Genomic DNA, 22,917 nt, shown 5'->3' with positions numbered 1-22,917 from the left:
GCGTCGAGCGCTGCTGCACGTGTCAACGAGCCAGACCTCGGCCTGGGGATCGGCCGATCGTGCGAGCACAGTGACGAACTGGCGTCCCTGCCCGGCGGCCGGAGGGGGCATCACCGCCGCGCGCTGATCGGCCGATCCGAGCTGCTGGCGCCGGTGGTGGGACGGCGCAAGAACCTCGGCCGGGTCATCGCCCCCGAGACCGCGTTCCTGCCGGCCCGCTCCATCCGCAGCCTCCCCGTCCGCGTCCGCGCACAGAACGACACGGCCGCGGCTGTCGCCGCCTTCCTCCCCACGCACCCGCGCGTGGCCCGCGTCAACTACCCGGGCCCGGCGGCATCGCCGACAGCATGATCCGCCTGTCCGTCGGTCTGGAAGACGCCGACGACCTCATTGCCGACCTCGCCCAGGCCCTCGCCGCCGCCTGACACTCCCCTCTGCTCACCAGCTCGGTGCCCGAGGGGCCCCGACATCACCGTCGATGGCACCGACCTGCTCTGCGTCACCCTCCTGCTCCGCCTGCGCAAGGAGATCGACGGCGCCGTGCCAGGCACCGTTGTGCACGTCATCGCCACCGACCCGGCCGCCCCGCTCGACCTGCCCGCCTGGTGCCACATGACCGGCCACACCTGCCTCGGGTCCCTCTCCGAGGACGAACCGCCGACGACTAGGACTCCTCGGAGCCGCGGCTTCTTCGGCGCGGGGTACGGGCGGGCTCCGCCGCCGGTCTCTCGGGTACCGGTTTGCCTGGGGGTGTGAAGGCGGCGAGCACGGTGGCGGTGATGTGGTCGGCGGCGCGTTCGGAGGTGAGACGGCCGGCGCGGATCTCCTCTGCCGCACTGTGCATGACTGCGTGCAGGACATTGACCATCCAGGCGATCGGCAGGTCCGTACGGAAGGCTCCCTCGGCGCGGCCACGGGCGACCAGCGCCTCGACTCGGGCGGCGGGCCCGGCATGCAGTTCGCGGATGCGTCCGGCGGAAAGTTCCCGTTGCGCGGCGGCGAGCAGCGCCCGTGCCTGGTCCACCAGGTGCCAGCCGGCCTCGATGTAGCGCGCCAGGGCGAGACGCGGGTCACCGGTCAGGTCGACCGTGTCCAGTACTTCGTTGCCCCGGTCGATGGCGCGGCTCATCGCCGCGTCGACGACCTCTGCCCGGGAGGTGAAGTGCGCGTACAGCGTCACCCGGCCCACGCCTGCGGCCCGGGCGATCTCGCTCAGGCTCGCCTCCGGGTTCTGTCCGAGGCATTCGGCCGCGGCCTGCACGATCGCCTCGATGCTGCGCAGGGCGTCGGCGCGTTTGGGGGTGCTCTTGCTGCCCATGCGCCCACAGTACCGCAGCAAGTCGTACAGCACTGTTTGGATTATACCCCCCGGGTGTATAACCTGAACATCGCTGTACGACTTAGTCATTCACGAGGGGTGAGCGTCATGAGCGACACGGAAACCACCACCACGCGCGCAGCGGATGCACCGCATCCGCTGCGCTGGCCGGCCCTGGGGCTGCTGGGGCTGGCCCAGCTGATGCTGATCCTGGACATCACCGTGGTCGCGATCGCTCTCCCTGACATGGGCGCGGAACTGGACCTGGGCCGCGCGGCGCTGACCTGGGTGGTCAGCGGATATGCCCTCACGTTCGGGAGTCTGATGCTTCTCGGCGGCCGGGCCGCGGACCTGTTCGGTCCCAAGCGGGTCGTACTGTCCGGGCTCTTCGTGTTCACCGCCGCGTCGCTGGCAGCCGGACTCGCCACCGGCGCCCCGCTACTGCTCGCCGCGCGAATCGCTCAGGGGGCGGGCGCCGCGATGCTCTCGCCTGCCGCACTCTCCGTGGTGGTGCGGCTGTTCGACGGCGACGAGCGCAACCGCGCGCTGGGTATCTGGTCGGCGCTCGGTGGCGGGGGTGCCGCCCTCGGCGTGCTGCTGGGCGGGCTGATCACGGCAGGTCCGGGCTGGGCCTGGGTCTTCTTCGTCAACGTCCCCGTCGGCCTGATCGTCCTCGTCTCGCTCGCCCGGATCCTGCCCCGCCTGCCCCGCGCGGCCACCGGCTCCCTCGACGGACCCGGCGCTGCTCTGGTCGCCGCCGCGACCGGCGCCCTGATCTACGCCCTGATCCGTGCCGGCGACCACGGCTGGCTGAACATCGTCACGGTTGCCCTGGTCGCCGCCGCGGCAGCCGGCTACGCGGCTTTCGCCGTCTGGCAACGCCGGGCGGCGGCACCGCTGATGGATCTGCGTCTGCTGGGCCGGCGCCCGGTGGTGGCGGGCACCTTCGTGATCGCTGTCACCACGGCGCTGATGGTGGGGGCCTTCTTCCTCGGCTCTTTCTACCTCCAGAACCGCCAGGGCCACGGCGCCCTGACGACCGGGGTGCTGTTCCTGCCGGTGGCGTTGCTGACCATGGCCGCAGCCGCAGCCGCCGGGCGCGTGATCGGCCGTCTGGGAGCACGGCTGCTGGCTGTGCTCTCCCTGGCTGTCGCGGCCGCCGGGTTCCTCGTTCCGGTGCTGTGGTCCGGGACCACCGCGATGGTCACCGGCGTGAGTGTCGCGGCGGCGGGACTGGGCGCACTGTTCGTCGTCGCCTCCGCCACCGCACTCGCCAGCGTCGCCCCGCACGAGGCCGGTGTGGCGTCGGGCATCGTCAGCACCTTCCATGAGTTCGGCGCCTCGGCCGGCGCCGCGGCCGTCTCCAGCGCCGCCGCCACGAGCATCGCCGCCCACGCCGGCGCCCAGACCGCCTCCGGCTTCGACGCCGCGTTCCTCGTGGCCACGGCCATGGCCGCTGCCTCCGCCGTCATCGCTCTCTGGCTGATCCCCGCCAGGCACCAGTAAACCCAAGCCGACAGGCCGGGGGGTCGGCACGGACGGGCCACGCCCAGCACTTCCACAGCCGCGGCGTAGCCCAAGCCGAAGACCCTCCGATGCACCCTGTCGGCCACCGCATCGCAGCGAATCCACCCACAAACGGAACGGGCGAACCGCACGCCCTCGAAGTGCTCACGGAGGCAATGAATGAGGTACGGCAAGCGTCGGCTGCTGACGGCCGGCATCGCCGCGGCAACTGTCGGCGCGGCACTGGGCGCAGCCCTCCTGATCGGCGGCACGCAGCAAGAGGGCGACGACGGGCCAACCAGTCGGCAGGAAGCGGTCGCCGAGCGCGGTCGGACCGTGATGCCCTTCGACCTGGAAGAGACCACCCACCACTTCACCCCCACCGAGACGGGCGGGGTCCAGGACGTCGTCGCCGATCAGGCCGACGACGCCAAGCAGGTCGACCTCATACGCACTCATCTCCAGCAGGAAGCCAGAGCGTTCAGCGAGGGAGACTTCGGCGACCCCGCCCAGATCCACGGCGAGAGCATGCCGGGCCTGGCGGATCTGGAAGACGGCTACGAACGCATCGAGGTGCGCTACCGGGAGCGGCCCGACGGGGCCACCCTCACCTACACCACCGACGAGCCCGCGCTGGTCGACGCGCTGCACGACTGGTTCGAAGCACAGCTCAGCGACCACGGCGACCACGCCGAGGCCGGCCACTGACCAACCAGCCGAGCACCACGGCAGGCCGTCACCGCACACATCGCAGGATCGGAAGTGGACAGCTTGAACGACCCGTACGAGTTGAGCGTGGGTGTGCCCTCCGTCGAGGTCTTCCGCCGCCTGCGCACCGATGCCGGTCTCTCGGACAAGGACCCCGCAGCGGTCGCGCTGGCCCTGCCCAACACATGGCACGGGGTGGTCCTCCACCACGAGGGGGTGCCCATCGGCATGGGGCGCATCATCGGTGACGGCGGCACCGCGTTCCAGATCGTCGACATCTGCGTACACCCCGCATACCAGGGCCGCGGCCTCGGCAAGCGCATCATGGCCGCACTCACCGAGGAACTGGAGCGTCGGGCACCCGCCACCGCCTACGTCTCGCTGATCGCGGACGGCCCCGCACGCGTCCTCTACGAAAAGTTCGGGTTCTCCGACACCGCCTCGCACAACTCGGTCGGCATGTACCGCGTCATGGGCGCGAGCGACGGGGCCGGCGGATCACGGGCGGAGCCATGAGCGGATCAGTGCAAACGCATGCGGGCGTGATCGGTCTTCGCTGTCTCACGGCCGGAGTCAGTGGCTGGCGGTGAGTTCGCCGCTGAGCTTGCCGTGGAGATCGGCGCTGGGGGTGTTGAGGCCGGTGATCTCGACGGTCTTGCCGCGCTGGGCGTACTTGGTCTCGATGGCGTCGAGGGCGGCTACCGAGGAGGCGTCCCAGATGTGCGCGGCTGACAGGTCGATGACGACCTTCTTCGGGTCGTTCGCGTAGTCGAACTGTCCGACGAGGTCGTTGGAGGAGGCGAAGAACAGCTCGCCGGTGACCCGATAGACGACCGTGGTGCCGTCGGGGTCGGTGACGGCGGTGACCTCGGCGAGGTGGGCGACGCGCTTGGCGAAGATCACCATGGCGGTCATGGAGCCGACGACGACGCCGATGGCCAGGTTGTGGGTGGTGACCACGGCCACGACGGTGATCACCATGACCGTGATCTCCCCGGCCGGCATCCGCCGAAGCGTCTTGGGGGCGATGGAGTGCCAGTCGAAGGTCGCGAACGACACCATGATCATGACGGCGACGAGGGCGGCCATGGGGATGTCGGAGACGAGCGGTCCGAAGACGATGCACAGGACCATCAGGAAGGCGCCGGCGAGGAAGGTGGACAGGCGGGTGCGGGCGCCGGAGACCTTCACGTTGATCATCGTCTGGCCGATCATGGCGCAGCCGCCCATGCCGCCGAAGAAGCCGGTGACGATGTTGGCGATGCCCTGGCCGATGGACTCGCGGGTCTTGTCGGAGTGGGTGTCGGTGATGTCGTCGACGAGCTTGGCGGTCATCAGCGACTCCATCAGGCCGACCAGTGCCATCGCGAACGCGTACGGGGCGACGATCTTCAGCGTGTCGAGCGTGAACGGCACGTCGGGCAGGCCCGGGACCGGCAGGGAGGAGGGCAGGGCGCCCTTGTCGCCGACGGTCGGCACGGCGATGGCCGCCGCGACGGTGATGACGGTCAGCACGACGATCGAGACGAGCGGCGCCGGGATCACGGTGGTGAGCTTCGGGAAGAACACCATCAGCGCCAGGCCGCCGATGATCAGCGGATAGACCGGCCATGGCACGTTCCGCATCTCGGGGACCTGGGCCATGAAGATCAGGATCGCGAGGGAGTTGACGAAGCCGACCATCACCGAACGCGGGATGAACCGCATCAGCTTCGCCACGCCGATCGCGCCCAGGATCACCTGGAAGACGCCGGCCAGGATGACCGCGGCGATCAGGTGGCCCAGTCCGTGCTCGCGGTTGAGCGGCGCGATGACCAGAGCGACGGCGCCGGTCGCGGCGGAGATCATCGCCCGACGCCCGCCGACGACGGAGATCACCACGGCCATCGTGAAGGAGGCGAACAGACCCAGCGCCGGGTCGACACCGGCGATGATCGAGAAGGAGATCGCCTCGGGAATCAGCGCGAGGGCGACCACCAGGCCGGCCAGTACCTCGGTGCGCCAGACCTTCGGATCACGCAGCCAGTCGGGCTTCAGGCCACGCAGCAGAGCGGCCGGGGACGCTGTCGTCGCAGGAGAGGACAAAGGAACAGGAACCTGTCGTGCTCGGGCACACCCTTTTCGGCAGGCTGGGGCGTGCGGGAGGACGCGGAAGGGCCGGGTGGCGCCCCGCGGACGGCCCCGCACGAGGACGAAGCCGGTGGAAGAAGGGGAATCGAAGGGGAATCGAAGGGGAATCGAGCGCGGGCCCGCACGAGTCGCGGCCGGACTCAGAGCCAGAGGCGAAGCCTCACGGCGGACAGCCGGCGGCGCCGGGCGCCAAGGGCTCGCGCACGCTTCTCTCCTGCAAGAATCAGAACTTCGCCGGGGGCACCATCGGCCCCGACACGGCAACAGTGGGGCAACCGCACGCCGCCCTCACCACCAGCAACCCTACCCTAACGTTAGAGTAGAGATCGGCGGCGCCCACCCGGGCCGAAGCCGTCAGCGACGAGTAGAGGCCAGAGGATCACGGGCGTGGACGGCAAGCACATGCAGATCGGCGAAGTCGCCGCACGGACCGAACTGTCCCTGCGCACCATCCGGCACTACGAGGAGACCGGGCTGGTCGTTCCCTCCGCCCGCTCCCAGGGCGGCTTCCGCCTCTACACCGAACGGGACGTCGCCCGGCTGATGGTGATCCGCCGGATGAAACCTCTGGGCTTCACCCTGGATCAGATGCGCGACTTGCTGGACGCGACCGACCGCCTTGACGGTGATCAGGTGTCGCCGGATGAGCGAGAGGCCCTGGTGGAGCGTATCCGTGGATACGAGCAGAGCGCTGCCGAGCAGATCGCCAAGCTGCGCGTCCAGCTCGCGCGGGCCGAGGAGTTCGCGCGAACGCTGCAGGAGCGGGTGGAGCGGAACCAGAGCGCCACCGTCTCGTAAGGACGGGCTGCCTCTTCACCCTTTCCCGGTCTGCTCGGGCCGGCGCCGCCCCCTGCTCCCACGTCACCGCGCTCGTCGGCCGGCACCTTGCGGACATCGACCGGCGCCTGGCCGCACTCGAAGCCACGAAGGCGGTCCTCCAGGCTCTGGCGGAGCGGGCCGCCGTGACCGATCCGGCCGGCTGCACCGACGCCGAGGTGTGCCGCATCCTCACGTGCACGGTGATCCCGGCCGCATACCCTACCCGCGAGTCATCACCACTGAGCATGCCTGCCCTGCGATGCCGACACTCCGCTGCATGCTTGCCCACGCAGGCATACATGCCGATGCCCGTGTCGACAGGGCGCGGAAGCGTTCAGGCTCAGCGGCTGCCGTGGTCGTGCGCGTAGGCGGCCAGGACCTGCTGTGCGGCGCCTCGCGTGTGCAGGAAGCGGTCGTCGAGTACGGCGGCGAGGTCGTCGAGTGCCGCGGCGAGCACCGACGCCGCGAGCCGGATACCCGCGTGTTCCGACCGCCGCGCCTGCTCGGCCAGGTCCGCGGCGTATCCGATCGACCGGGCCAGCGAGGTGTCGCCGGGGCCATCGTGGAAGTAATAGGACTCGGGGTACTGGGTGAGGTCCACACAGACCCGGGCGATGTCGCCGGCGAGTCCGTCCAGCACCGCGGCCCCGGCATCGGAGTCCAGTTGCTGCGGTGTCAGACCGGCGCGGCGCAGGTGGCAGATCCGCAGCGCAAGCGCCCGGCGCCGGGCCAGAGCGGGATAGATGCCGAGGACCCAGGAGACCGTTGCGGTCAGCAGTGCGAAGCCCACCAGTGCTTCAAGAGGTGCGACGACGCGCAGCCAGCCCTCCGCGGGCGCGATGTCGCCCAGGCCGAGCGTGGAGACGATCACCAGAGAGATGTAGAGGGCGTCCACCGGACCCGAGTGCTCGGCCGGATCCAGCGCACTGGAGAAGGCGAACGCCTCCGGCACGTGGGGCCAATACACCAGGGCCCAGCCCACGGCCACCCCACACGCCCACATCACCACCACGCTCACCATGCCGAGGGGACCGACAAGCCCCGCCGCCCCCCGTACCGCACGGCTCGGGGAGAGCAGCCGCCACAGCCCCGTCATCACGATCCGGCTCAGGCCCCCGTGTCGCGTCGGATGCCACAGTGTGTGGAACAGGTCCCTCAGGATGATCAGGATCATGGCGGCACCGATCAGCGTGACCAGCCAGTCCATAAAACCTCCTCGTCCGGGCGCAGCAGTTCCAGCCTGCCGTGTCACCGGTCCACCCGGGCCGTCACCACCCCTGCGCCTCGGAACTCACCCGAGATGCACCATGCTCCGGGACAGTCGTCACCGTCCCGAAGCAGGCCGGCACGGAGAGATGTGCATCGCGCCGGGCTCGGTCTGCTTGGCCAACCGCGGGGCGCGTCTGGCCAAGCGACCGGCGGCGTGCATTCGTCAAAGACCTCAGGTGGAGCGACCGCAGCGGTCAGCCGATGACGTTACGGATGCCGGGTGCGTCGCCCTGGTCAGCGTGGGGGGTTGGACGGGATGGCGGCGGGGGCTGCGCGATCGGCCTTGGCTGCGTCGGCGAGGGCGGCGGCAGCGGCCTCCGCGGCCTTAGCCGTGTCGTTGGCGGCCTGGGCGGCCATGTCGTCCGAGGGCTTCTCGCGGGTGGCCGGTGACTGCGGCAGCACCTCACTGAAGGCGCGGGACACGCCCTGCAGCGCAGCGGTCATCTCGCTCGGAATCACCCAGAACGTGCTGCCGGAGCCTTGCGCGAGTTGGGGCAGCATCTGGAGGTACTGGTAGGCGAGCAGCTTGGGGTCCGGGTCGTTGCGATGCACGGCCTGGAACACCTCGTCGATGGCCCGGGACTGGCCCTCGGCCTGGAGGATCGCAGCGGTACGGTTGCCCTCCGCGCGCAGGACGGCGGCCTGCTTGTCGCCCTCGGCGGTGAGAATCTGCGACTGGCGTTGCCCCTCGGCGGTGAGAATCGCGGCCCGCTTGTCCCGCTCGGCCCGCATCTGCTTCTGCATCGCGTCCTTGATGGACTGCGGAGGGTCGATGGCCTTGATCTCGACCCGGTTGACCCTCAGCCCCCACTTGCCGGTCGCCTCGTCCAGCACGCCGCGGAGCTGGCTGTTGATGGTGTCCCGGGAAGTAAGGGTCTTTTCCAGGTCCATGGATCCCACGACGTTGCGCAAGGTGGTGACGGTGAGCTGCTCGACCGCCTGAAGGAAATTCGCGATCTCGTAGAACGCCGCGCGCGGGTCGGTGACCTGGAAGTACAGGACGGTGTCGATCTCGACGACCAGGTTGTCCTCGGTGATGACCGGCTGCGGTTTGAAGGAGACCACCTGTTCCCGCAGGTCGATCAGCGGGTGAACCCGGTCAATGTAAGGAATGACGAGGTTGAGGCCAGGATTCAGGGTCCGGTGGTAGCGGCCGAGTCGCTCGACATTACGCGCCCGCGCCTGGGGCACGATACGGACCGCACGCACCACGGTGAAAACCGCGATCAGTGCGACGATCACGCCGGCGATGAGGAAAGCCGAAGTTTCCATGGTTTCAGTCCCTGGGGTAGACGATCGCGGTGGCGCCCTTGATCTCTATGACATCAACGGTCTTTCCGGGAGGAATCACCAGCGTCTCGTCGTAGGCGCGAGCCGTCCACTCCTCGCCGTCGATGCGGACCCTGCCGTCCAGGCCCGTCACCTCCGAGACGACATAGGCAGCCCTGCCGACCAGTGCGTCCACACCGAATCGCTTCACCTGGGGCTGGAGCACATGGCGCAACGCGATGGGGCGCACGAAAAGCACGGTGACCGTGGCGACGATGGTGAACACCAGAAACTGGAAAGGCGGCGGCAGCCCGATCGCGGCGGACCCCGCCGTGACCAACGCCGCCGCGCTCAGCATTCCGAGCGCAGCAGTAAGGGTGAAGATCTCCGCCACAGCCAACACGGCTGCGACGATCAACCAGATCAGCCATGGATCCATTGCGTGCCTCCTCTCACCGGTGCGGGTGCGGAAGGGCATGACTCTGACCATTGGACCCCGATACAGGGCAGTCGCGGTATCCCTGCGATAAGCAAACCTACGTTTCTGCTCCGCCGGATCGCGTGCGTACTCGATCCGCAGCAACGGGTCAGCAGGTCAGCACGCCGGCCGTAGCCCGGACCGGATCACTCGGAGGGTTGCAGAGGGCGGGCCGGCCAGTCCAGGAGGCGGGCGCCGAGTGCGGCGGTCTGCAGGATGTACCGCTGGTCGGGGTCGGTGGGGTCGTGGCCGGTGAGTTGCCGGATTCGGGTGAGCCGGTAGGTGACGGTGCGCACGCTCACCCCGAGTCGGCGGGCCGTGGTGGTGTTCAGGCAGCCGCTGGCGAAGAACGCGGTCAGGGTCTCCAGGAGTGTCCTCGGCCCGCCGCGTGCGCCTTCGAGGCCGCCCAGGACAGTGGCCACCAAGTCGGTGATGGCGGCGCGGTCTCTGCCGAGAACCTGGAACACCAGCAGGTCCGAGGCGTGCACGCACGAGGGGGGCAGGCCGAGCTGGGTGGCGAGGTCGAGGGTGCTGCGTGCCTCCTGGTAGGAACGGACGATGCCGCTGGGGCCTGGCCGGGGGCGGCTGACGGCGATCCTGCACCGCTCGTCGACGGCGTTGCGCACCGCGCCGGCGAAGAAGTCCGTGACCTCCGGTACCGCGCCGGGCGATACACACACGAGCAAGCTGTCCTTGGTGGTGATCAGCACGTCCTGCGTGCTGAACCTGGCGGACAGCGCCTCTTCGACATAGCGCGTGGCATCGTCCCCCGCGCCGAAGGGCTTGCTCGCCCGGGCGACGGCGACACTGTGCGGCCCGACCAGTCGCAGCCCGAACCGTTCGGCCCGCTCGGCAAGGCGGCCCAGGCCGGTTCGACCGTCGAGGAGGTCGTCGACGAACTCCCGCCGCATCGCCTCTTCGCCTCGGATGGCCGCGCGGTGGGCGGTTTCATAGCCCTCCGTCAGTGCCACGGTCGCCTCGCTGATCGCGTTGATCAGAGCCGAACCGACTTCTCTCAGATCGTCGGGCTCCAGCGCCTGACCGGTCCCCGACAGGTCCGTCCAGACCCGGCACACCGAGGTCAGGTACTCGGCGACCAGGAACCGCAGGGCCGTTCCACGGCCGGCCGCCATGGCGGCGAGCTGCCGAAGCCTCTCAAGGTCCTCGACAGGCAGTCGCCGTTTGCTGACGCAGGTGCCGGCGAGCTGCTTCAGGTGCCGTTCCCAGTCCGCCGCCGTGGGCTTGTTACCCGCCACGGTCGCGGCATGCGGCGCGGCGACTCCGGCAGTCGGCGCCACCGGAACCGGATCTTGGGAACGCTTTCCCGCCACCATGCCCCCATTTTGCCGAAGGACGGCAAAGTGCGCGGGGTCGAGACGGCCGTGTTTGTTCCGACTCGGCAGGCGTCCCGCTGATCCGCGCGGGTAATCCGTGATTAAAACAGAGCTGGTCGCGGCATGCGGCGCGGCGACGCCACCGGAGCGACGACGGGAGACAACACGACTGGCGAAGGCAGGGGCTCCCAGCTCGGGCGAGCACCACACCGACGACCGGCTACCTGGCATGAGCGACCATCTACTTCTTCCCGGGCTGTCGGTGGTCGCCCCCGACCGACAGCCGTACGCGACTCTGCCCGCCTGCGCCGGCGTCAGAACTCTGGTGCCCGGACACATTCAGGAGGATCCACTGCCTACCCCTGGGCAGGCCGTTCCTTGCCACGACCGCTCCCGACTGCACCGTACCCAGGAGGCCGCACCAGGTCAGCGAAAGGTCGGCTACATGCCCGGACGTAACCGCAGGAACCGCACCTTCCTCGGCCGTCTCCCGCTGCCCGAGCGGACGTTCGTGGCGGACGCGCTGCGCACAGAGACGGTCGGCGGGATGGTGCTGCTCGTTGCGGCCACCGTAGCGCTGGTGTGGGCCAACACCCCGTTGAGCGGCGCATACGAGTCCATACGGGACTTCCACTTCGGCATCGAGGCACTCGGCCTGAATCTCTCCGTGGCCCACTGGACGGCCGACGGACTGCTGGCCATCTTCTTCTTCGTCGCCGGCGCGGAACTCAAGCGTGAGCTGGTGGTCGGCGAGCTGCGTCACCCGGGCACGGCGGCGTTGCCGGTGATCGCGGCATTCTGCGGCATGGCGGTACCGGCCTTGGTCTATGGGCTTGTCGCCACCAACATGGACGGAACGTGGAACGGCTGGGCCGTCCCCATGGCCACCGACATCGCCTTCGCCCTGGGTGTGCTCGCGGTGATCGGCACCCATCTGCCCTCGGCGCTGCGTGCCTTCCTGCTGACGCTCGCAGTGGTCGACGACCTGGGGGCCGTCGTCGTCATCGCCCTCGTCTACACCTCGACCATCCACCTTCCCGCGCTCATCGGCGCCGTCCTCGGGCTGGGGTTGTTCTTCCACCTGCACGACCGACGGCGTGTGCACGGCTGGTACTGGTATCTGCCGCTCGCCCTGGCGATCTGGGGCCTGACGTACGCCAGCGGCATCCATGCGACCGTTGCCGGAGTCGCCATGGGACTGCTGCTACGGGTGGCGAAGGACGGTGAGAGAGGCCGACGTCCGGCCGAGCAAATCGCGCACCTCGTCCGCCCCGTCTCCGCTGGAGTCGCCGTCCCCCTGTTCGCGCTGTTCTCGGCCGGCGTCAGCGTCTCCGGCGACACGCTCGGGGCTGTGGTCAGCGAACCCGAGCCGCTGGGCGTGGCAGTGGGCCTGGCCGCCGGCAAGGTCCTGGGCGTCTTCGGCGGCTCCTACCTCGCCGTTCGCTTCACCCGGGCCCGCCTCAACCCGGTCCTCGCCTGGGCCGACGTGTTCGCGTTGGCCACGCTGGCCGGCATCGGCTTCACCGTCTCCCTGCTGATCGGCGAACTCGCCTATCCGAACCCCGCAGACCTCGAGCACATCAAGGCCGCCGTCCTCCTCGGCTCCCTGACCTCCGCACTCGTGGCATGTGTACTGCTCAGATTGCGGAACAACAAGTACCGCCGGCTGTACGCGGAGGAGAACCGCGACGAGAACGCCGACGGCATCCCCGACATCTACCAACAGGCCGACTCAACCTCACCGCAGCGCACCGCCAACCCACGGACTCGAGATCCGGACCGACACGGTCACAGCGGCGGCAGATCCGCCGACCCGTGAACACGTGAACACTCGGCGGGTAGGACACTCCCGGCCAGGATTCCGGACCAGTCCAAGGCGGCGGGCGAGTGGAGCACCTGCCGCGCGGTGGGCTCGTCGAGCGCCGGGTCGCCGATCGCGAGGAAGTCGAGCAACGTGGGACAGGCGGCGTGCAGCGGGTGGTCGCCGGTGGTCAGCCAGGTCACGATGGCCACGCCCAGGACGCAGCCCAGGAGCCGGCCAGTGAGGGGTCCCGGGCGGTGGCCACGAGATACGACAAGCGTGCCCACGTCTTCCACGGCACCGTGACCGTCACAGCACATGGCTGCGGCAGATCACCAGTCCTGGCCACATCCGACCGAGATCACACCGAGGCCCCGCGGGGCGATCGACGAGTGCGCGGCCGGGCTGCCAGGAGTTCGGCCAGGCCCCGGCGGGTGGCGGCGAGGACGACGCGGTCCTGGGGGCGCAGGACGTAGCCCGGGTGGAGGTCCCAGAGGAGGCCGCTGAGGTGGTCCGTGCCGTCGTCGGAGGGGGAGACAGCGAGGTCGGGCAGGCGCTCGTCGGGCGCGGCGGAGTCGATGGCGAGCACGCGCCACGCGCCCGGGCGGAACGTCTCGGCGATCGTACGGCCCTCCAGTTCCGGGTGACCCGCCACCTCAAGGGCCGCGAAGACGAGCACTCTCCGCTCGACCGGGATGGCACCGAGGACCCTGCGGCCCATCATCGAACGCTGGGGCGGCGAGGGTGGAGACGCTTCGGCTGCGGGTCAGGGCCCGGGGGTGGGCGGCGCGCAGGGTGCGGTAGACGGCGGTGGCGACGTCGTCGTCGTACAGACGCAGGGACACGCGCAGACGGGGTGCGACCGAGCGGGCGTAGAGCGCGGCTTCCAGGTTGGTGGTGTCGCTGCTGGTGACGGCGAGCAGGGCGTGCGCGCGGTGGACGTTTGCGGCTTCCAGGACGCCTTCCTGGGTGACGTCGCCGAGCACCACCGGTACGCGCAGGCGGCGGGCGAGCGGGAGGCCGCGGGCCTCGGGATCCTCCTCGACGCAGACGACGGGGATGCCCAGTTCGCGCAGGCGGGCCAGGACCCGGGTGCCGACCTTGCCGAGGCCGAGGAGGACGACGTGGCCCGACAGGCCGCGGGGCGGACGGCGCAGCGTGGAGGCGGTGCGGAAGGTGCCGAGCCCTTCCAGCACGGCGGCGAGCAGGACGGGCAGCAGGAGGAGTCCGGCCAGTCCGGACAGGAGTTGGAGTATCTGGCGGGCGGTCGGTTCGCCGGTGGCGGGGTCGCCGATGGCGAGGAGGTCAAGGAGGGTGAGGTAGGCGGCGTGCAGGGGGTGCTCGCCCGTGGTCAGCCACGAGGCAACCGCCAGACCCGCGACGCAGAGCACCAGCCCTGCCAGGGACCAGCGCAGCCGCCGCGAGAACAGCGAGCCGAACGGCAGGGCGCGGCGTGCCAGGCGGCCGGTGAGGCGCGCGGGCCCGGCGTAGGAGACGGTTTCCAGGACCACGGTGCCGCGTCCGGTTGCGGCGGCCACAGTGCGGTCGTCCGGCAGCAGCAGTGGTCCCTCCTGGCCGCTCCCCTCGGACCCCTCGGCGCCCGCCGGGTCGCCGGCGGTGGAGGACAACAGGGCGAGCGTGCACAGGCCGGGGTCGGCGACCTCGCCGCGCCCGGGTGGCGTGCGCTCCACGGCGCGCAGTAGCAGGCCGTCGGCCTGAACGACCTTGCTGGTTCCGGCCACGGCCGAGGCCGCCAGTGCCGGTGCGGCGGTGTCGGCGTCCGACAGAACGGTGGTGGAGGTGTCCAGGGCCGCCGGGTCGAGGCCGGGGGAAGCCACCATGGCGGCCTGGTCCAGCAGGTCGGCGAGGTGCTGGCCCAGTTTGCGGTCGTAGAGCCGGATGACCAGGCGCAGCCGGGGGTTCAGCCGGCGGGCGGCGAGGGCGGCGCGAATGTTGGTCTCGTCGTCGTCGTGCACGAGCGCCAGGGCGTCGGCCTCCGCGACACCGGCCTCGGCCAGCGTCTCCTCGTCGAGGAGTGGTGCCTCGAGGACGCGTACGCCGGACGTGACGTCCGCGACGGCGGTCCTGTTCACGAGCGTCTGCATCCGGGCGAGCAGCATCGCCGTGCGGGTCCGCCCCGCCGGGCCGGCGCCGGCCCTGCGATCTCCCGGCAGTGACGGGACGACGACGGTGACGCGCTTGCGGTACAGCTCGCGCAGCTCGGCGGCCAGACGTTCGGCGAGGGCGTCGTCTCCGCACACCACCATGTGTCCCGGCAGTGCCCGGCGACGGACCTGGTCGGGTAGCGCGGGCACACCTCTCATGACATGTTCCCCCTTGCCTGGTCCCGAGGCATCGGCAGGCCGCGGACGGCGGTCGGCCGGCCCCGCGTACGTACTGATCATGTCTCAGGCCACCGACATCGCCTCACGCCTCCGCCGCCGAGCCCCTCGGCGACGAGCCCGATGGCCAAGCGGGTGGCGGTTCGAGCCGGACCGTCAGCTCGCCAGTTCGTCGGAGACGATCTCGTCTTCCGTCCTTTCGGCCGATGGTTCCGCCTCGGCCGCACCGCGTCGCCGGTCCCGGGCTGTCAGAACAGCGGTGGTCAGGGTGATGATCGCGAGAGCGACGGCGATGGGGATCAGGAACGGGGCCATCACTGCTCCCTCCGTCCGGCAGCGTGCCGTGCGTTCGGGTTGGCGAGCAAGGAACGGGGGTCGATGGCCCGCGTGATGGCCGCCTCGACGGCCGCCACCCGGTCGGCGAGGAGCCCCAGGGCGGCGGCTGCGCGGGCGAGCGGTTCGTCGTCCGGGCCGCCGACGGCTCGGTCGCGGACGTACGCGGCCTTGACCTCGGCCCACCGCTGGGCCTGCTCGGGCGTGAGGGTCCGCCGTAGTTCTCCCAGTTTCAGGAGATTGGCCTCGGCGCCGGTGGTGAGAGTGTGGGCCTCCGCGGTGTAGTGGTCGTCGATGAGCGCCTGGAGTTCGGCATCGTTCATCACGGGCTGGATCCGCTGGACGATCTTGTTCATGTTGCGGTACGAGCCCTGCAGCAGGAACGGCGGCTCGGTGCGGGCGGCGGCGTCCTGCGCGGCGGACGCGATGTACGCCGCGTTGACGGCGAGGACGGTCTCGCGGGCCGCCAGCACCAGGCGCAGGACGGCCAGGATGTGCTCCAGTTCCGCGGGGGCGTAGGGGTGGACGAGCTGATCGGGGCGCACGTCGGGGTCGGCACTGGCGAGGCGGATCAGGATGTCCAGGTCCGTACGGTCGCGGCCGGCGAGCGGAGCGAGCACCGGGTGGGCGGTGAGGGCGTTCTCGACGAAGCTCAGCGCGAAGATGTCCTCCTTGCCGGCCAGGGCGTCGCCCAGGTTCCACACGTCGGCACGGTTGGCGAGCATGTCCGGCACGCGGAAGCGGCTGCCGGACTCGGTGTACGGGTTGCCCGCCATGCACACCGCGAACCGTTTGCCCCGCAGGTCGTAGGTGCGCGGTTCGCCGTCCCACACGCCCTCGACACGGCGTGTGGCATCGCACAACGGGATGAACTTCTGCAGCAGCTCGGGCGAGGTGTGCTGGATGTCGTCGAGGTAGAGGAGGGTGTTGTTGCCCGCCGCCAGCGCGAAGTTGATCTTTTCGATCTCCTGCCGGGCCGTCGCGTTCGGAGCTTCGGCCGGGTCCAGCGAGGTCACGGTGTGGCCCAGCGCGGGGCCGTTGACCTTCACCAGCATCAGGCCGAGCCGGTCGGCGACGTACTCCATGAGAGTCGTCTTGCCGTAGCCCGGCGGGGAGATGAGCAGGAGCAGGCCGCCGGTGTCCGTGCGCTTGGTGTCGCCCGTGGTGCCGAGTTGCCTGGCGAGGCTGTCGCCGATCAGCGGCAGGTACACCTCGTCGATGAGCCTGCTGCGGACGAACGCCGACATCACGCGCGGCCGGTACTCGTCCAGGCGGAGGCGGCTGCGCTCGGCGGCCACGAGAGCCGTGCGGCGGCGCTGGTAGGCCCGGTGGGCGGGGACCTCGCGGGTGCGGAAGTCCCCGGCACGCGCGAGGAGTTCGTCGACGCGCACGGTGAGAGTACGGCCGTTTAGGCGCGGGTGGGTGCCGAGCAGTCCCTCGACGGTTTCGGTCAGGGGAGCGTCCGACTCGTAGCGAGGCAGGAGCGGGCAGAGCTCGGCGGCCACCGCCTCCGCCAGGTCGCCCGGGGTGAGGTCTGCTCCGGTCGCGGTGGTGTACGAGGTCAGCCACGCCTCGACGAGTTGTCTGCGGGCGGCCGGATCGGTGAGGGAGGCGAGGTCGTCGTCGTAGGCCGGTGTGCCGACCGTGCGGCGGAACTTGTCGAGCAGGGTGCGGGTGCCGGCGCTGATGATGAAGCCGTCGGGGCCGCGGGTCAGCTCCTCGAAAAGGTAGGCGGCCGCGGCCTGGTCGCCGATCGCCGCGGCGAGTTCGGCCTGCAGATCGGCGATCGCGGGCGCGAGTCCGAAGATGTCGTGGGCCCGGGCCAGGGAGACCGCGCGCCGGGTCCAGCCGTCCCGCTCGTCGGCCGTCGTGCCGTGTGCCCAGAAGAGCTGGGCGGCGGCGCGGGCGGCGGGCTCGTGGCGCAGCAGCCCGGCACCCTCGTGCAGGCGCAGGAGCGCGGCCAGGATGAGCGCCGCGTCGTGGTCGTGGACGCCGCGCTCGTAGCCCTCGTCGTAGGCCGCCTCGGCCGCCCGCCGGACCAGGGCGGGCAGGTCCTCGGCCGCCGTGAGGGCGGCCGGGCCGTACTCGTCGAGGAGGCGGGCGGCGAGGTGTTCGGCGCGGTAGACCTCCGGCGACTCCGAGGGCAGCGGGCGGTCCCAGTACGGCCGGGTCGCGGCGATGTCGGGATCGGTGACCGGGGCGCGGTAGTCGGTGCCGGTCAGGGCGAAGGCCAGGCCCTCGCCCTGGGGGACCAGAGTGAGGTCCAGCGGCTGGGTGTCGACGGCGAAGCGGTGGGTGCCCAGGCGGATGGTGCGGCCGTCGTCGGCGTAGAGGTCGGTGCGGTCGCGCAGGGCGCGCAGGGCCTGCTGGCGGGCGGCCCTCAGACGGCCGTCCAGTTCCTCCGCCCGCACCGGGTCGCCGAGTTCGCGCAGTTCGTCGGCGGTGCGGCGGACCTTGGCGGGCATCGGGTCGGAGGTGAAGTACGTGGTGACGGCGTCCGCGTCGGCGAGCGCGGACGCGCGGCGGGTGACCGTTTCCAGCACGCGGGCCGCCGAGTCGGCCAGCCGCTCGGCGCGGCGGGCGCGGGCGTCGGCGAGGGTCTGCCTGCGGGCGGAGAACGCCTCGTGGACCTCGTCGCGCTTGTCCGCCAGCTCTGCCAGGAAGTCCTCGGACTCGGCGAACCGCGACTCCAGGTTCTCCACCTGTACGAGCATGCGGGACAGTTGCTCGTCGCAGGCCTCGGGGGTGCCGGCCGCCGCGAGCGCGCCGGTGACGGCCTGGCCGAGCAGGGCGAACTCGGCGGCGAACTCGGCTCTTCCCTCCTGGTCGAGGAGTTCGCGACGGCGGGCGTCGAGGGTGGCGCGGGCGCGGTTGACGCCGCCGAGGACCTCGGCGATCCGTTCCAGGATGGAGGTCCGGACGGTGGCGTCGCCGATGTCGAGACCGGCAACGACCTCGGTCACCGTGCGCAGACTGCCGGCGTGTTCGTCGAGGCGTGCCGCGACGGGCGCGCCCTCGGCGACGGTGGTGATCGCCTCGGCGTCGGCGACGAGCCGCTCGATGTCGGCCTGGTGGGCGGCGAAGGCGTTCTCGTGGGCCAGGTGGGTGACGGCTCGCTGCCCGAAGCCGGCGAGGTCGGTCTCGACGTCGGCGGCCAGCTCGTCGATGCGGTCGGTGTCCGCGTACCGCATGTCTTTGAGGGTGAGCAGGTGGCCCTGGGCGTGCCGGAGTTCGGTGAGCCCGGACACCCAGGCGGCGGCGCTGCGCGGTGCCTCGCCGCGCAGGCGCCGTACGACGCCCGCGACGCGCGCCGCGGCCTCCGCGAGGGCTTCTGCGGCCTGCCGGGTGAGGGCCTGGACCGTCTCGAACTCGGCCAGCACCTGTTCGGCGGTGGACCGGACCTGCGTGAGCGGCTCATGCAGGCCGCCGAGTCCCGGCTCGGCCAGCCAGTGGTGAGAGTCGGCGGCCCGGACGCAGGCGGCGGCCAGTGCCTCGTAGACCTCCCTGGTCGGGGTGGTGTCGGCGACCGCGCGCGTGAGGGACAAACAGTCGGAGATGCCGCGGACGAGGTCGGCGTTGCCGACACGGGCGAGCGGCCCGGTCCCGGCCGGCCGGCGGGCGGCGTGGGTGTCGGAGACGTACGGGGAGTTCCACAGCTGGACGGGGTGCACGCGCTGCGGCTCGTCGCCGTCCGCGCGCAGGGCGAGCAGGGCTCCGTCGTCGAAGAGCGCCCAGCCGTGGCAGGTCAGGAGGGTGGGAATCTCCTTGCGGATCATGTTGTACGGCAGCAGCAGGCTGCGGCCCTCCACCCGCGCGTGGAAGGTGAAGAGGACGTCCTCGCCGTTCGGGGACCGGACCACCCGCTCGAACTCCAGGCCCGTGGTGTCGACGCCGTCGAACGTCCGGTGCGTGCCGGTGGCCAGGCAGTAACCGCCGGGGAAGACGATGCCCTGGTCCTCGGGCAGCCGACGGCACGCCTGCCCGATCCCGTCGAGGCGGACGACCGCCTTGGTGAGGGTGTTGAACACCAGGTAGCGGTGGACGTCCTCCTTGTAAGGGAGGATGTCCATCAGGATCAGGGCGCCCACGCGCGCGTACGCGATGTGCGCGTCGGCGAGCGACTGCAACGGCTCGACGACCGGCTCGGTGTGGATGCCGTCACCGGTCTCGGTGTCGTCCTCGACCTTGACGGTCAGTGTCCCGCCCAGCGTGGCGACGAACACCTCCCCCTCGATCGAGACGTGTGGGTGACGGCCCAGCACGTGGTCCTCGCGTGTCGTCACCGTCCACGCGAAGTCGTGCGCGGGCGGGAGGACGTGGTCGCGGTCACCACGCGCGTCCAGGAACGACACCTGGCCGTCGTCGGTGACGGCCCAGCGCAGGACGCGGATGTCGTCGGCCTTCTCGCCGGTCTGGAAGACGGCCAGCAGCTTGTCCTCGACGCGTCGGAGCCGGAGCAGCCGGGCCTGGTGGAAGTAGCGGTGCAGGGCGGCGAACTCGCGGACGAAGGCGGGGTCGTCGAGCAGGCCGGGCACGGCGTCGTCGGGCAGCCGGTTCAGGGCGCGGTCGTGCAGCGCGAACACGTTCCCGACGGTGGTCCGCGGCCCGCGGCCGGGGACGGTGTTGTAGCCGAAGAGCAGGACGTCGCCGACGGACACGATGTCGCGCGGCACGCAGGCCGATTCGGTGCGCAGCCGCTCGGTGCCGGCCAGTTCCAGCCGCAGGGAGCCGAACTCCTCGATACGGCGGGTGTTCAGCGCCTCGGCGCGGCGGGCGAGCTCGGCCGCCTGTGCGGTGAGGCGGTCGCGCAGCACCTCGTACGTACCCGTGTCCAGGCCGGTGGTCATGAGGTCCCTCTCAGGAAGTCGGAAAAGGGAGGGGTCCCGGAGCTGTCGCCCCCTGTGCCGGCAGCTCCGGGACCGCGGCCGGTCAGCCCTTCGCGCTGCCGTTCAGGGCCGCGAGCGAGGTGTCGGCGAGGCCCAGCTCGCCCGCCTTGCCGAGCAGTTCTCTCAGCGCACCGGAGTCGGCGCCGCCCGACTTCATGAGCTTCATCAGCAGGGCGGACACGGTCAGGTTCTGCATGTCGGACGTGGTGACGGAGCCGAGGGCACGGCCGAGGTCGTCGGTGAAGCTCGACGTGCCGTCCAGCCACGGCTTCGCGAGGGTCTGCGCCGTCTCCGAGTGCTGCACGAACCCGTCGACGCCCTTGCCGAGCGCGATCGACCCGACCAGCCGGTCGAAGAAGACCGACTCGCCGCCGACGATGTCGATGTCGGCGTTCTCCAGGCCGGTGGCGAGCACGGTGGCCTGTGCCTCGGCGATCTGCCGCTGCACGTCCAGTCCGGCGAGCCGGATGTCCTTCTCGGCCTCCAGCCGCAGCCGGTACTCCTCGTGCGCACGGGACGTCTCGTCCAGCGCGGCCATCGCGGCGGCCTTCTCGGTCAGACCGGCGGCCTCCGCCTTCAGCTTCTCGCCGATGGCCGCCGCCTCCGCCAGCGCCTTCGCCCGGGCGCCCTCCGCCTCGGCCCGCATCCGCGCTTCGGTCGCCTCCGCCTCCGCGCGGCCGGCCTTCTCGATGACCTCGGCCTCCTTGTCGCGGACCTGGACGGCGGCCAGCCCCTCGGCGGCGGACTCGGCCTGGACACCCTCGGCGAGCCGCAGCTTGGCCTGGGCGTCGAGGTCGGCGCTCTTCAACCGGGCCTCGGCGAGGGTGAGTTCCTCGGCGGCGCGGTGCACGGCGGCCTGCTCGGCGGCCTCCGCGGCCTTGATGTCCTTGACCAGCTTCTCCTGGGCCTCGGCCTCGGCGGCGATGATCACCGCCTGCCGCTGCCGCTCCGCCTCCTCGACGGCGCGCAGCTTCTTGATGGACTCCTCCTGCTCGGCGACCGTACGGTCCACCGCGACCCGTTCCCGGACGACCTCGGCGATCTCCCGCTTCTCCGTCTCGACCTCCTTGGCGGCGGCGATCCGGGTCAGCTCGGTCTCCCGCTCGCGTGCGATGACTTCGAGCAGCCGGTCCTTCTCGATGCGCTCGTTCTCGATGGCGATGACCCGCTCGCGGTTCTTCTGCGCGACCGCGACCTCGCGGGCCTGGTTCTCGCGCTGGACGCCGAGCTGTTCCTCGGTCTTGAGGAAGGCGCTCTGCGCCCGCAGACGCTCCTCCTCGACCACCCGCGCGGTCTCGGCTTCCTCCCTTGCGCGTACGATCTCGATCTCCCGGCGCTGCTTGATCTCGGCATCGGCCTGGCGGCGCTCCAGCTCCAGGATGGCCTCCCGAGCGTCGACGTTCTGCCGGGTGATCTCCTTCTCCTCGGTGCGCTGGGCCTCGTTGGTGCGCACGTGCTCTGCGGCCGTCAGCTCGGTGATCTTGCGGATGCCCTGGGCGTCGAGGACGTTGGCGGGGTCGAGCTGGGTGAGTGGCGTCTGCTCCAGGTAGTCGATCGCCGCGTCCTCCAGGTGATAGCCATTGAGATCGACGCCGATGACCTCGATGATCCGGTACCGCAGCTCCTCGCGCTTGGTGTACAGGTCGGTGAAGTCCATCTGCTTGCCGACGGTCTTCAGCGCCTCGGAGAACTTGGCGTGGAACAGTTCCTGCAACGTGTCCCGGTCGCTCGCCCGCGCCGTGCCGACGGCCTGGGCGACCTTGATGACGTCGTCGACGGTCTTGTTGACCTTGACGAAGAAGGTGATGCGGATGTCCGCGCGGATGTTGTCCTGGCAGATCAGCCCGTCCTTGCCGACTCTGGTGATCTCGATGGCCTTCACCGAGATGTCCATCACCTCGGCCTTGTGCAGGACGGGCAGCACGACCTGGCCGGTGAAGGTCACATCGACCTTCCGCAGCTTGGAGACGATCAGGGCCTTGCCCTGCTCGACCTTGCGGAACAGACGCGAGAACAGGAAGGCGAGGAGCAGGGCGAGCAGGCAGGCGGCGATGAGCGCGCCGATGCCGAGAGTCAGGGCATCCATGGCATACGTCCTTGAGGCGTAAGGGAGTCGAGAGGCGAAAGCGGAGCTCCGTTCGCGGGGCGCGGGCCCGCGAACCGGGTTCAGGCGGCGCGGTGGTGGAACTCGGCGACGCCGTCGGGCGCGTAATCCGGAACCTGCCGCAGGAACCCGTCGTTGTCGGCGGGCCGCGCCGGGCCGGGTTCGTCGGGGCGGAGGCGGTGCAGCGGCCTGACGATCAGCCGGCGTACCGGCCGCAGCGAGAGACGGGTGAGACACCAGGCGGCGAGCAGTGCCCCGACATGCGCCGCCAGCCGCAGCAGCCAGCCGGCCAGTCCGCTGAGCGCGAGGGCGTCCGGCAGGAGCGCCGCGCCGAGAGCGAGTGTCCAGGCGAGGGCCGCCAGCAGGGAAAGAGCTACCGTCACGGGTACCCCGCCCATGCCGAGCGCGTCGAGGTCGACGTCCCCGTCGAAGCTGTCCGCGGCGGCGACCCGCACGGCGACCAGCAGCCAGAAGCACACCACCACGAGCAGGGCCGCGGTGAACAGGAGTGTGGGGAGGCCGGAAGCGGCCATGAGCAGTGTCCGCACGGTCGGCCCCTCCCCTTCAGCAATGCCGGTGTCCGATGTGTGGAGCACGCCTCACGTCTGGTGCCGGCTACC

The 22,917-nt window shown here is 70.7% G+C and carries 19 protein-coding genes and 1 pseudogene; 8 read left to right on the top strand and 12 right to left on the bottom strand.

What is annotated here, in order from left to right; genetic code table 11:
- Positions 1-153: 153 nt before the first annotated feature.
- The 3 genes from ACZ42A_RS18245 to ACZ42A_RS18235 are packed head-to-tail and all read left to right on the top strand — an operon-like array spanning position 154 to position 756.
- Positions 154-351 (top strand): PLP-dependent transferase, encoded by a 198-nt coding sequence (locus ACZ42A_RS18245; RefSeq protein WP_468528212.1) that lies wholly within the window; start codon positions 154-156, stop codon positions 349-351.
- Entirely contained in the window at positions 348-425 is a 78-nt protein-coding gene (locus ACZ42A_RS18240) for a PLP-dependent transferase (protein WP_468528451.1), read from the top strand. The genes ACZ42A_RS18245 and ACZ42A_RS18240 overlap by 4 nt, the downstream gene beginning before the upstream one ends.
- Positions 391-756 carry a sulfurtransferase TusA family protein gene (locus ACZ42A_RS18235; RefSeq protein ID WP_468528211.1) on the top strand — a complete coding sequence of 122 codons (366 nt, stop codon included), beginning with the start codon at positions 391-393 and terminating at the stop codon, positions 754-756. The genes ACZ42A_RS18240 and ACZ42A_RS18235 overlap by 35 nt, the downstream gene beginning before the upstream one ends.
- Here ACZ42A_RS18235 and ACZ42A_RS18230 read toward each other — a convergent pair.
- Positions 665-1,318, bottom strand: coding sequence for a TetR/AcrR family transcriptional regulator (locus tag ACZ42A_RS18230; protein ID WP_468528210.1), 654 nt, complete (start codon positions 1,316-1,318; stop codon positions 665-667). The genes ACZ42A_RS18235 and ACZ42A_RS18230 overlap by 92 nt on opposite strands.
- A 108-nt stretch (positions 1,319-1,426) precedes the next feature.
- On the opposite strand from ACZ42A_RS18230, the gene ACZ42A_RS18225 reads away from it, so the two are divergent.
- The 3 genes from ACZ42A_RS18225 to ACZ42A_RS18215 all read left to right on the top strand — a co-directional run bounded on the left by ACZ42A_RS18225 (position 1,427) and on the right by ACZ42A_RS18215 (position 4,048).
- On the top strand, positions 1,427-2,824 hold the full coding sequence (locus ACZ42A_RS18225; protein WP_468528209.1) for an MFS transporter: 1,398 nt from the start codon (positions 1,427-1,429) through the stop codon (positions 2,822-2,824).
- Positions 2,825-3,004: 180 nt separating this feature from the next.
- Positions 3,005-3,532 (top strand): aspartate carbamoyltransferase, encoded by a 528-nt coding sequence (locus ACZ42A_RS18220; RefSeq protein WP_468528208.1) that lies wholly within the window; start codon positions 3,005-3,007, stop codon positions 3,530-3,532.
- A gap of 54 nt (positions 3,533-3,586) precedes the next feature.
- Positions 3,587-4,048, top strand: a complete 462-nt coding sequence (locus ACZ42A_RS18215) for a GNAT family N-acetyltransferase (protein ID WP_468528207.1) — start codon at positions 3,587-3,589, stop codon at positions 4,046-4,048.
- Between the two features lie 57 nt (positions 4,049-4,105).
- On the opposite strand, the gene ACZ42A_RS18210 is transcribed toward ACZ42A_RS18215, so the two are convergent.
- Positions 4,106-5,617, bottom strand: coding sequence for a SulP family inorganic anion transporter (locus ACZ42A_RS18210; protein ID WP_468528206.1), 1,512 nt, complete (start codon positions 5,615-5,617; stop codon positions 4,106-4,108).
- Between the two features lie 432 nt (positions 5,618-6,049).
- Between ACZ42A_RS18210 and ACZ42A_RS18205 the strand changes: the two genes are divergently transcribed.
- Entirely contained in the window at positions 6,050-6,460 is a 411-nt protein-coding gene (locus ACZ42A_RS18205; protein WP_468528205.1) for a MerR family transcriptional regulator, read from the top strand.
- Between the two features lie 361 nt (positions 6,461-6,821).
- Here ACZ42A_RS18205 and ACZ42A_RS18200 read toward each other — a convergent pair whose 3' ends face one another.
- The 4 genes from ACZ42A_RS18200 to ACZ42A_RS18185 form a co-directional block, all read right to left on the bottom strand.
- Positions 6,822-7,688: a potassium channel family protein gene (locus ACZ42A_RS18200; RefSeq protein ID WP_468528204.1), complete on the bottom strand. Its 867-nt coding sequence runs from the start codon at positions 7,686-7,688 to the stop codon at positions 6,822-6,824.
- Between the two features lie 296 nt (positions 7,689-7,984).
- Positions 7,985-9,022: an SPFH domain-containing protein gene (locus ACZ42A_RS18195; protein ID WP_468528203.1), complete on the bottom strand. Its 1,038-nt coding sequence runs from the start codon at positions 9,020-9,022 to the stop codon at positions 7,985-7,987.
- 4 nt (positions 9,023-9,026) lie between these two features.
- Positions 9,027-9,458, bottom strand: a complete 432-nt coding sequence (locus ACZ42A_RS18190; RefSeq protein ID WP_468528202.1) for an NfeD family protein — start codon at positions 9,456-9,458, stop codon at positions 9,027-9,029.
- Positions 9,459-9,643: 185 nt separating this feature from the next.
- A complete protein-coding gene (locus ACZ42A_RS18185) occupies positions 9,644-10,753 on the bottom strand; it encodes a PucR family transcriptional regulator (protein ID WP_468528201.1) in 1,110 nt (369 codons plus the stop codon).
- Between the two features lie 523 nt (positions 10,754-11,276).
- Here ACZ42A_RS18185 and nhaA point away from each other — a divergent pair.
- Entirely contained in the window at positions 11,277-12,650 is a 1,374-nt protein-coding gene (gene nhaA / locus ACZ42A_RS18180) for a Na+/H+ antiporter NhaA (protein ID WP_468528200.1), read from the top strand.
- Here nhaA and ACZ42A_RS18175 read toward each other — a convergent pair.
- The 6 genes and pseudogenes from ACZ42A_RS18175 to ACZ42A_RS18150 form a co-directional block, all read right to left on the bottom strand.
- Positions 12,620-12,844, bottom strand: a complete 225-nt coding sequence (locus ACZ42A_RS18175) for a hypothetical protein (RefSeq protein WP_468528466.1) — start codon at positions 12,842-12,844, stop codon at positions 12,620-12,622. The genes nhaA and ACZ42A_RS18175 overlap by 31 nt on opposite strands.
- Before the next feature lie 149 nt (positions 12,845-12,993).
- Positions 12,994-14,899, bottom strand: a pseudogene (locus tag ACZ42A_RS18170) (NAD-binding protein).
- A gap of 231 nt (positions 14,900-15,130) precedes the next feature.
- Entirely contained in the window at positions 15,131-15,289 is a 159-nt protein-coding gene (locus tag ACZ42A_RS18165; protein ID WP_468528199.1) for a hypothetical protein, read from the bottom strand.
- Positions 15,289-20,154 carry a DNA repair ATPase gene (locus ACZ42A_RS18160; RefSeq protein ID WP_468528198.1) on the bottom strand — a complete coding sequence of 1,622 codons (4,866 nt, stop codon included), beginning with the start codon at positions 20,152-20,154 and terminating at the stop codon, positions 15,289-15,291. Before ACZ42A_RS18160 ends, ACZ42A_RS18165 begins: the two co-directional genes overlap by 1 nt.
- Positions 20,155-20,236: 82 nt before the next feature.
- Positions 20,237-22,279, bottom strand: a complete 2,043-nt coding sequence (locus ACZ42A_RS18155; RefSeq protein ID WP_468528197.1) for a flotillin family protein — start codon at positions 22,277-22,279, stop codon at positions 20,237-20,239.
- An 80-nt stretch (positions 22,280-22,359) separates the two neighbouring features.
- The gene (locus ACZ42A_RS18150) at positions 22,360-22,845 is read right to left on the bottom strand and encodes a hypothetical protein (RefSeq protein WP_468528196.1); all 486 of its coding nucleotides are present in this window, start codon (positions 22,843-22,845) and stop codon (positions 22,360-22,362) included.
- Positions 22,846-22,917: the final 72 nt, after the last annotated feature.

The organism is Streptomyces sp. NPDC030838 (assembly GCF_055572035.1).
The sequence above is the reverse complement of the archived record's forward strand: the minus strand, read 5'-3'. Positions and strand labels throughout refer to the sequence as shown.

Coding starts and splice junctions, on each gene's coding strand:
- ACZ42A_RS18190 (WP_468528202.1), bottom strand. CDS start 9,458: ATGGATCCATGGCTGATCTGGTTGATCGTCGCAGCCGTGTTGGCTGTG.
- ACZ42A_RS18225 (WP_468528209.1), top strand. CDS start 1,427: ATGAGCGACACGGAAACCACCACCACGCGCGCAGCGGATGCACCGCAT.
- ACZ42A_RS18230 (WP_468528210.1), bottom strand. CDS start 1,318: ATGGGCAGCAAGAGCACCCCCAAACGCGCCGACGCCCTGCGCAGCATC.
- ACZ42A_RS18195 (WP_468528203.1), bottom strand. CDS start 9,022: ATGGAAACTTCGGCTTTCCTCATCGCCGGCGTGATCGTCGCACTGATC.
- ACZ42A_RS18160 (WP_468528198.1), bottom strand. CDS start 20,154: ATGACCACCGGCCTGGACACGGGTACGTACGAGGTGCTGCGCGACCGC.
- ACZ42A_RS18200 (WP_468528204.1), bottom strand. CDS start 7,688: ATGGACTGGCTGGTCACGCTGATCGGTGCCGCCATGATCCTGATCATC.
- nhaA (WP_468528200.1), top strand. CDS start 11,277: ATGCCCGGACGTAACCGCAGGAACCGCACCTTCCTCGGCCGTCTCCCG.
- ACZ42A_RS18155 (WP_468528197.1), bottom strand. CDS start 22,279: ATGGATGCCCTGACTCTCGGCATCGGCGCGCTCATCGCCGCCTGCCTG.
- ACZ42A_RS18220 (WP_468528208.1), top strand. CDS start 3,005: ATGAGGTACGGCAAGCGTCGGCTGCTGACGGCCGGCATCGCCGCGGCA.
- ACZ42A_RS18165 (WP_468528199.1), bottom strand. CDS start 15,289: ATGGCCCCGTTCCTGATCCCCATCGCCGTCGCTCTCGCGATCATCACC.
- ACZ42A_RS18240 (WP_468528451.1), top strand. CDS start 348: ATGATCCGCCTGTCCGTCGGTCTGGAAGACGCCGACGACCTCATTGCC.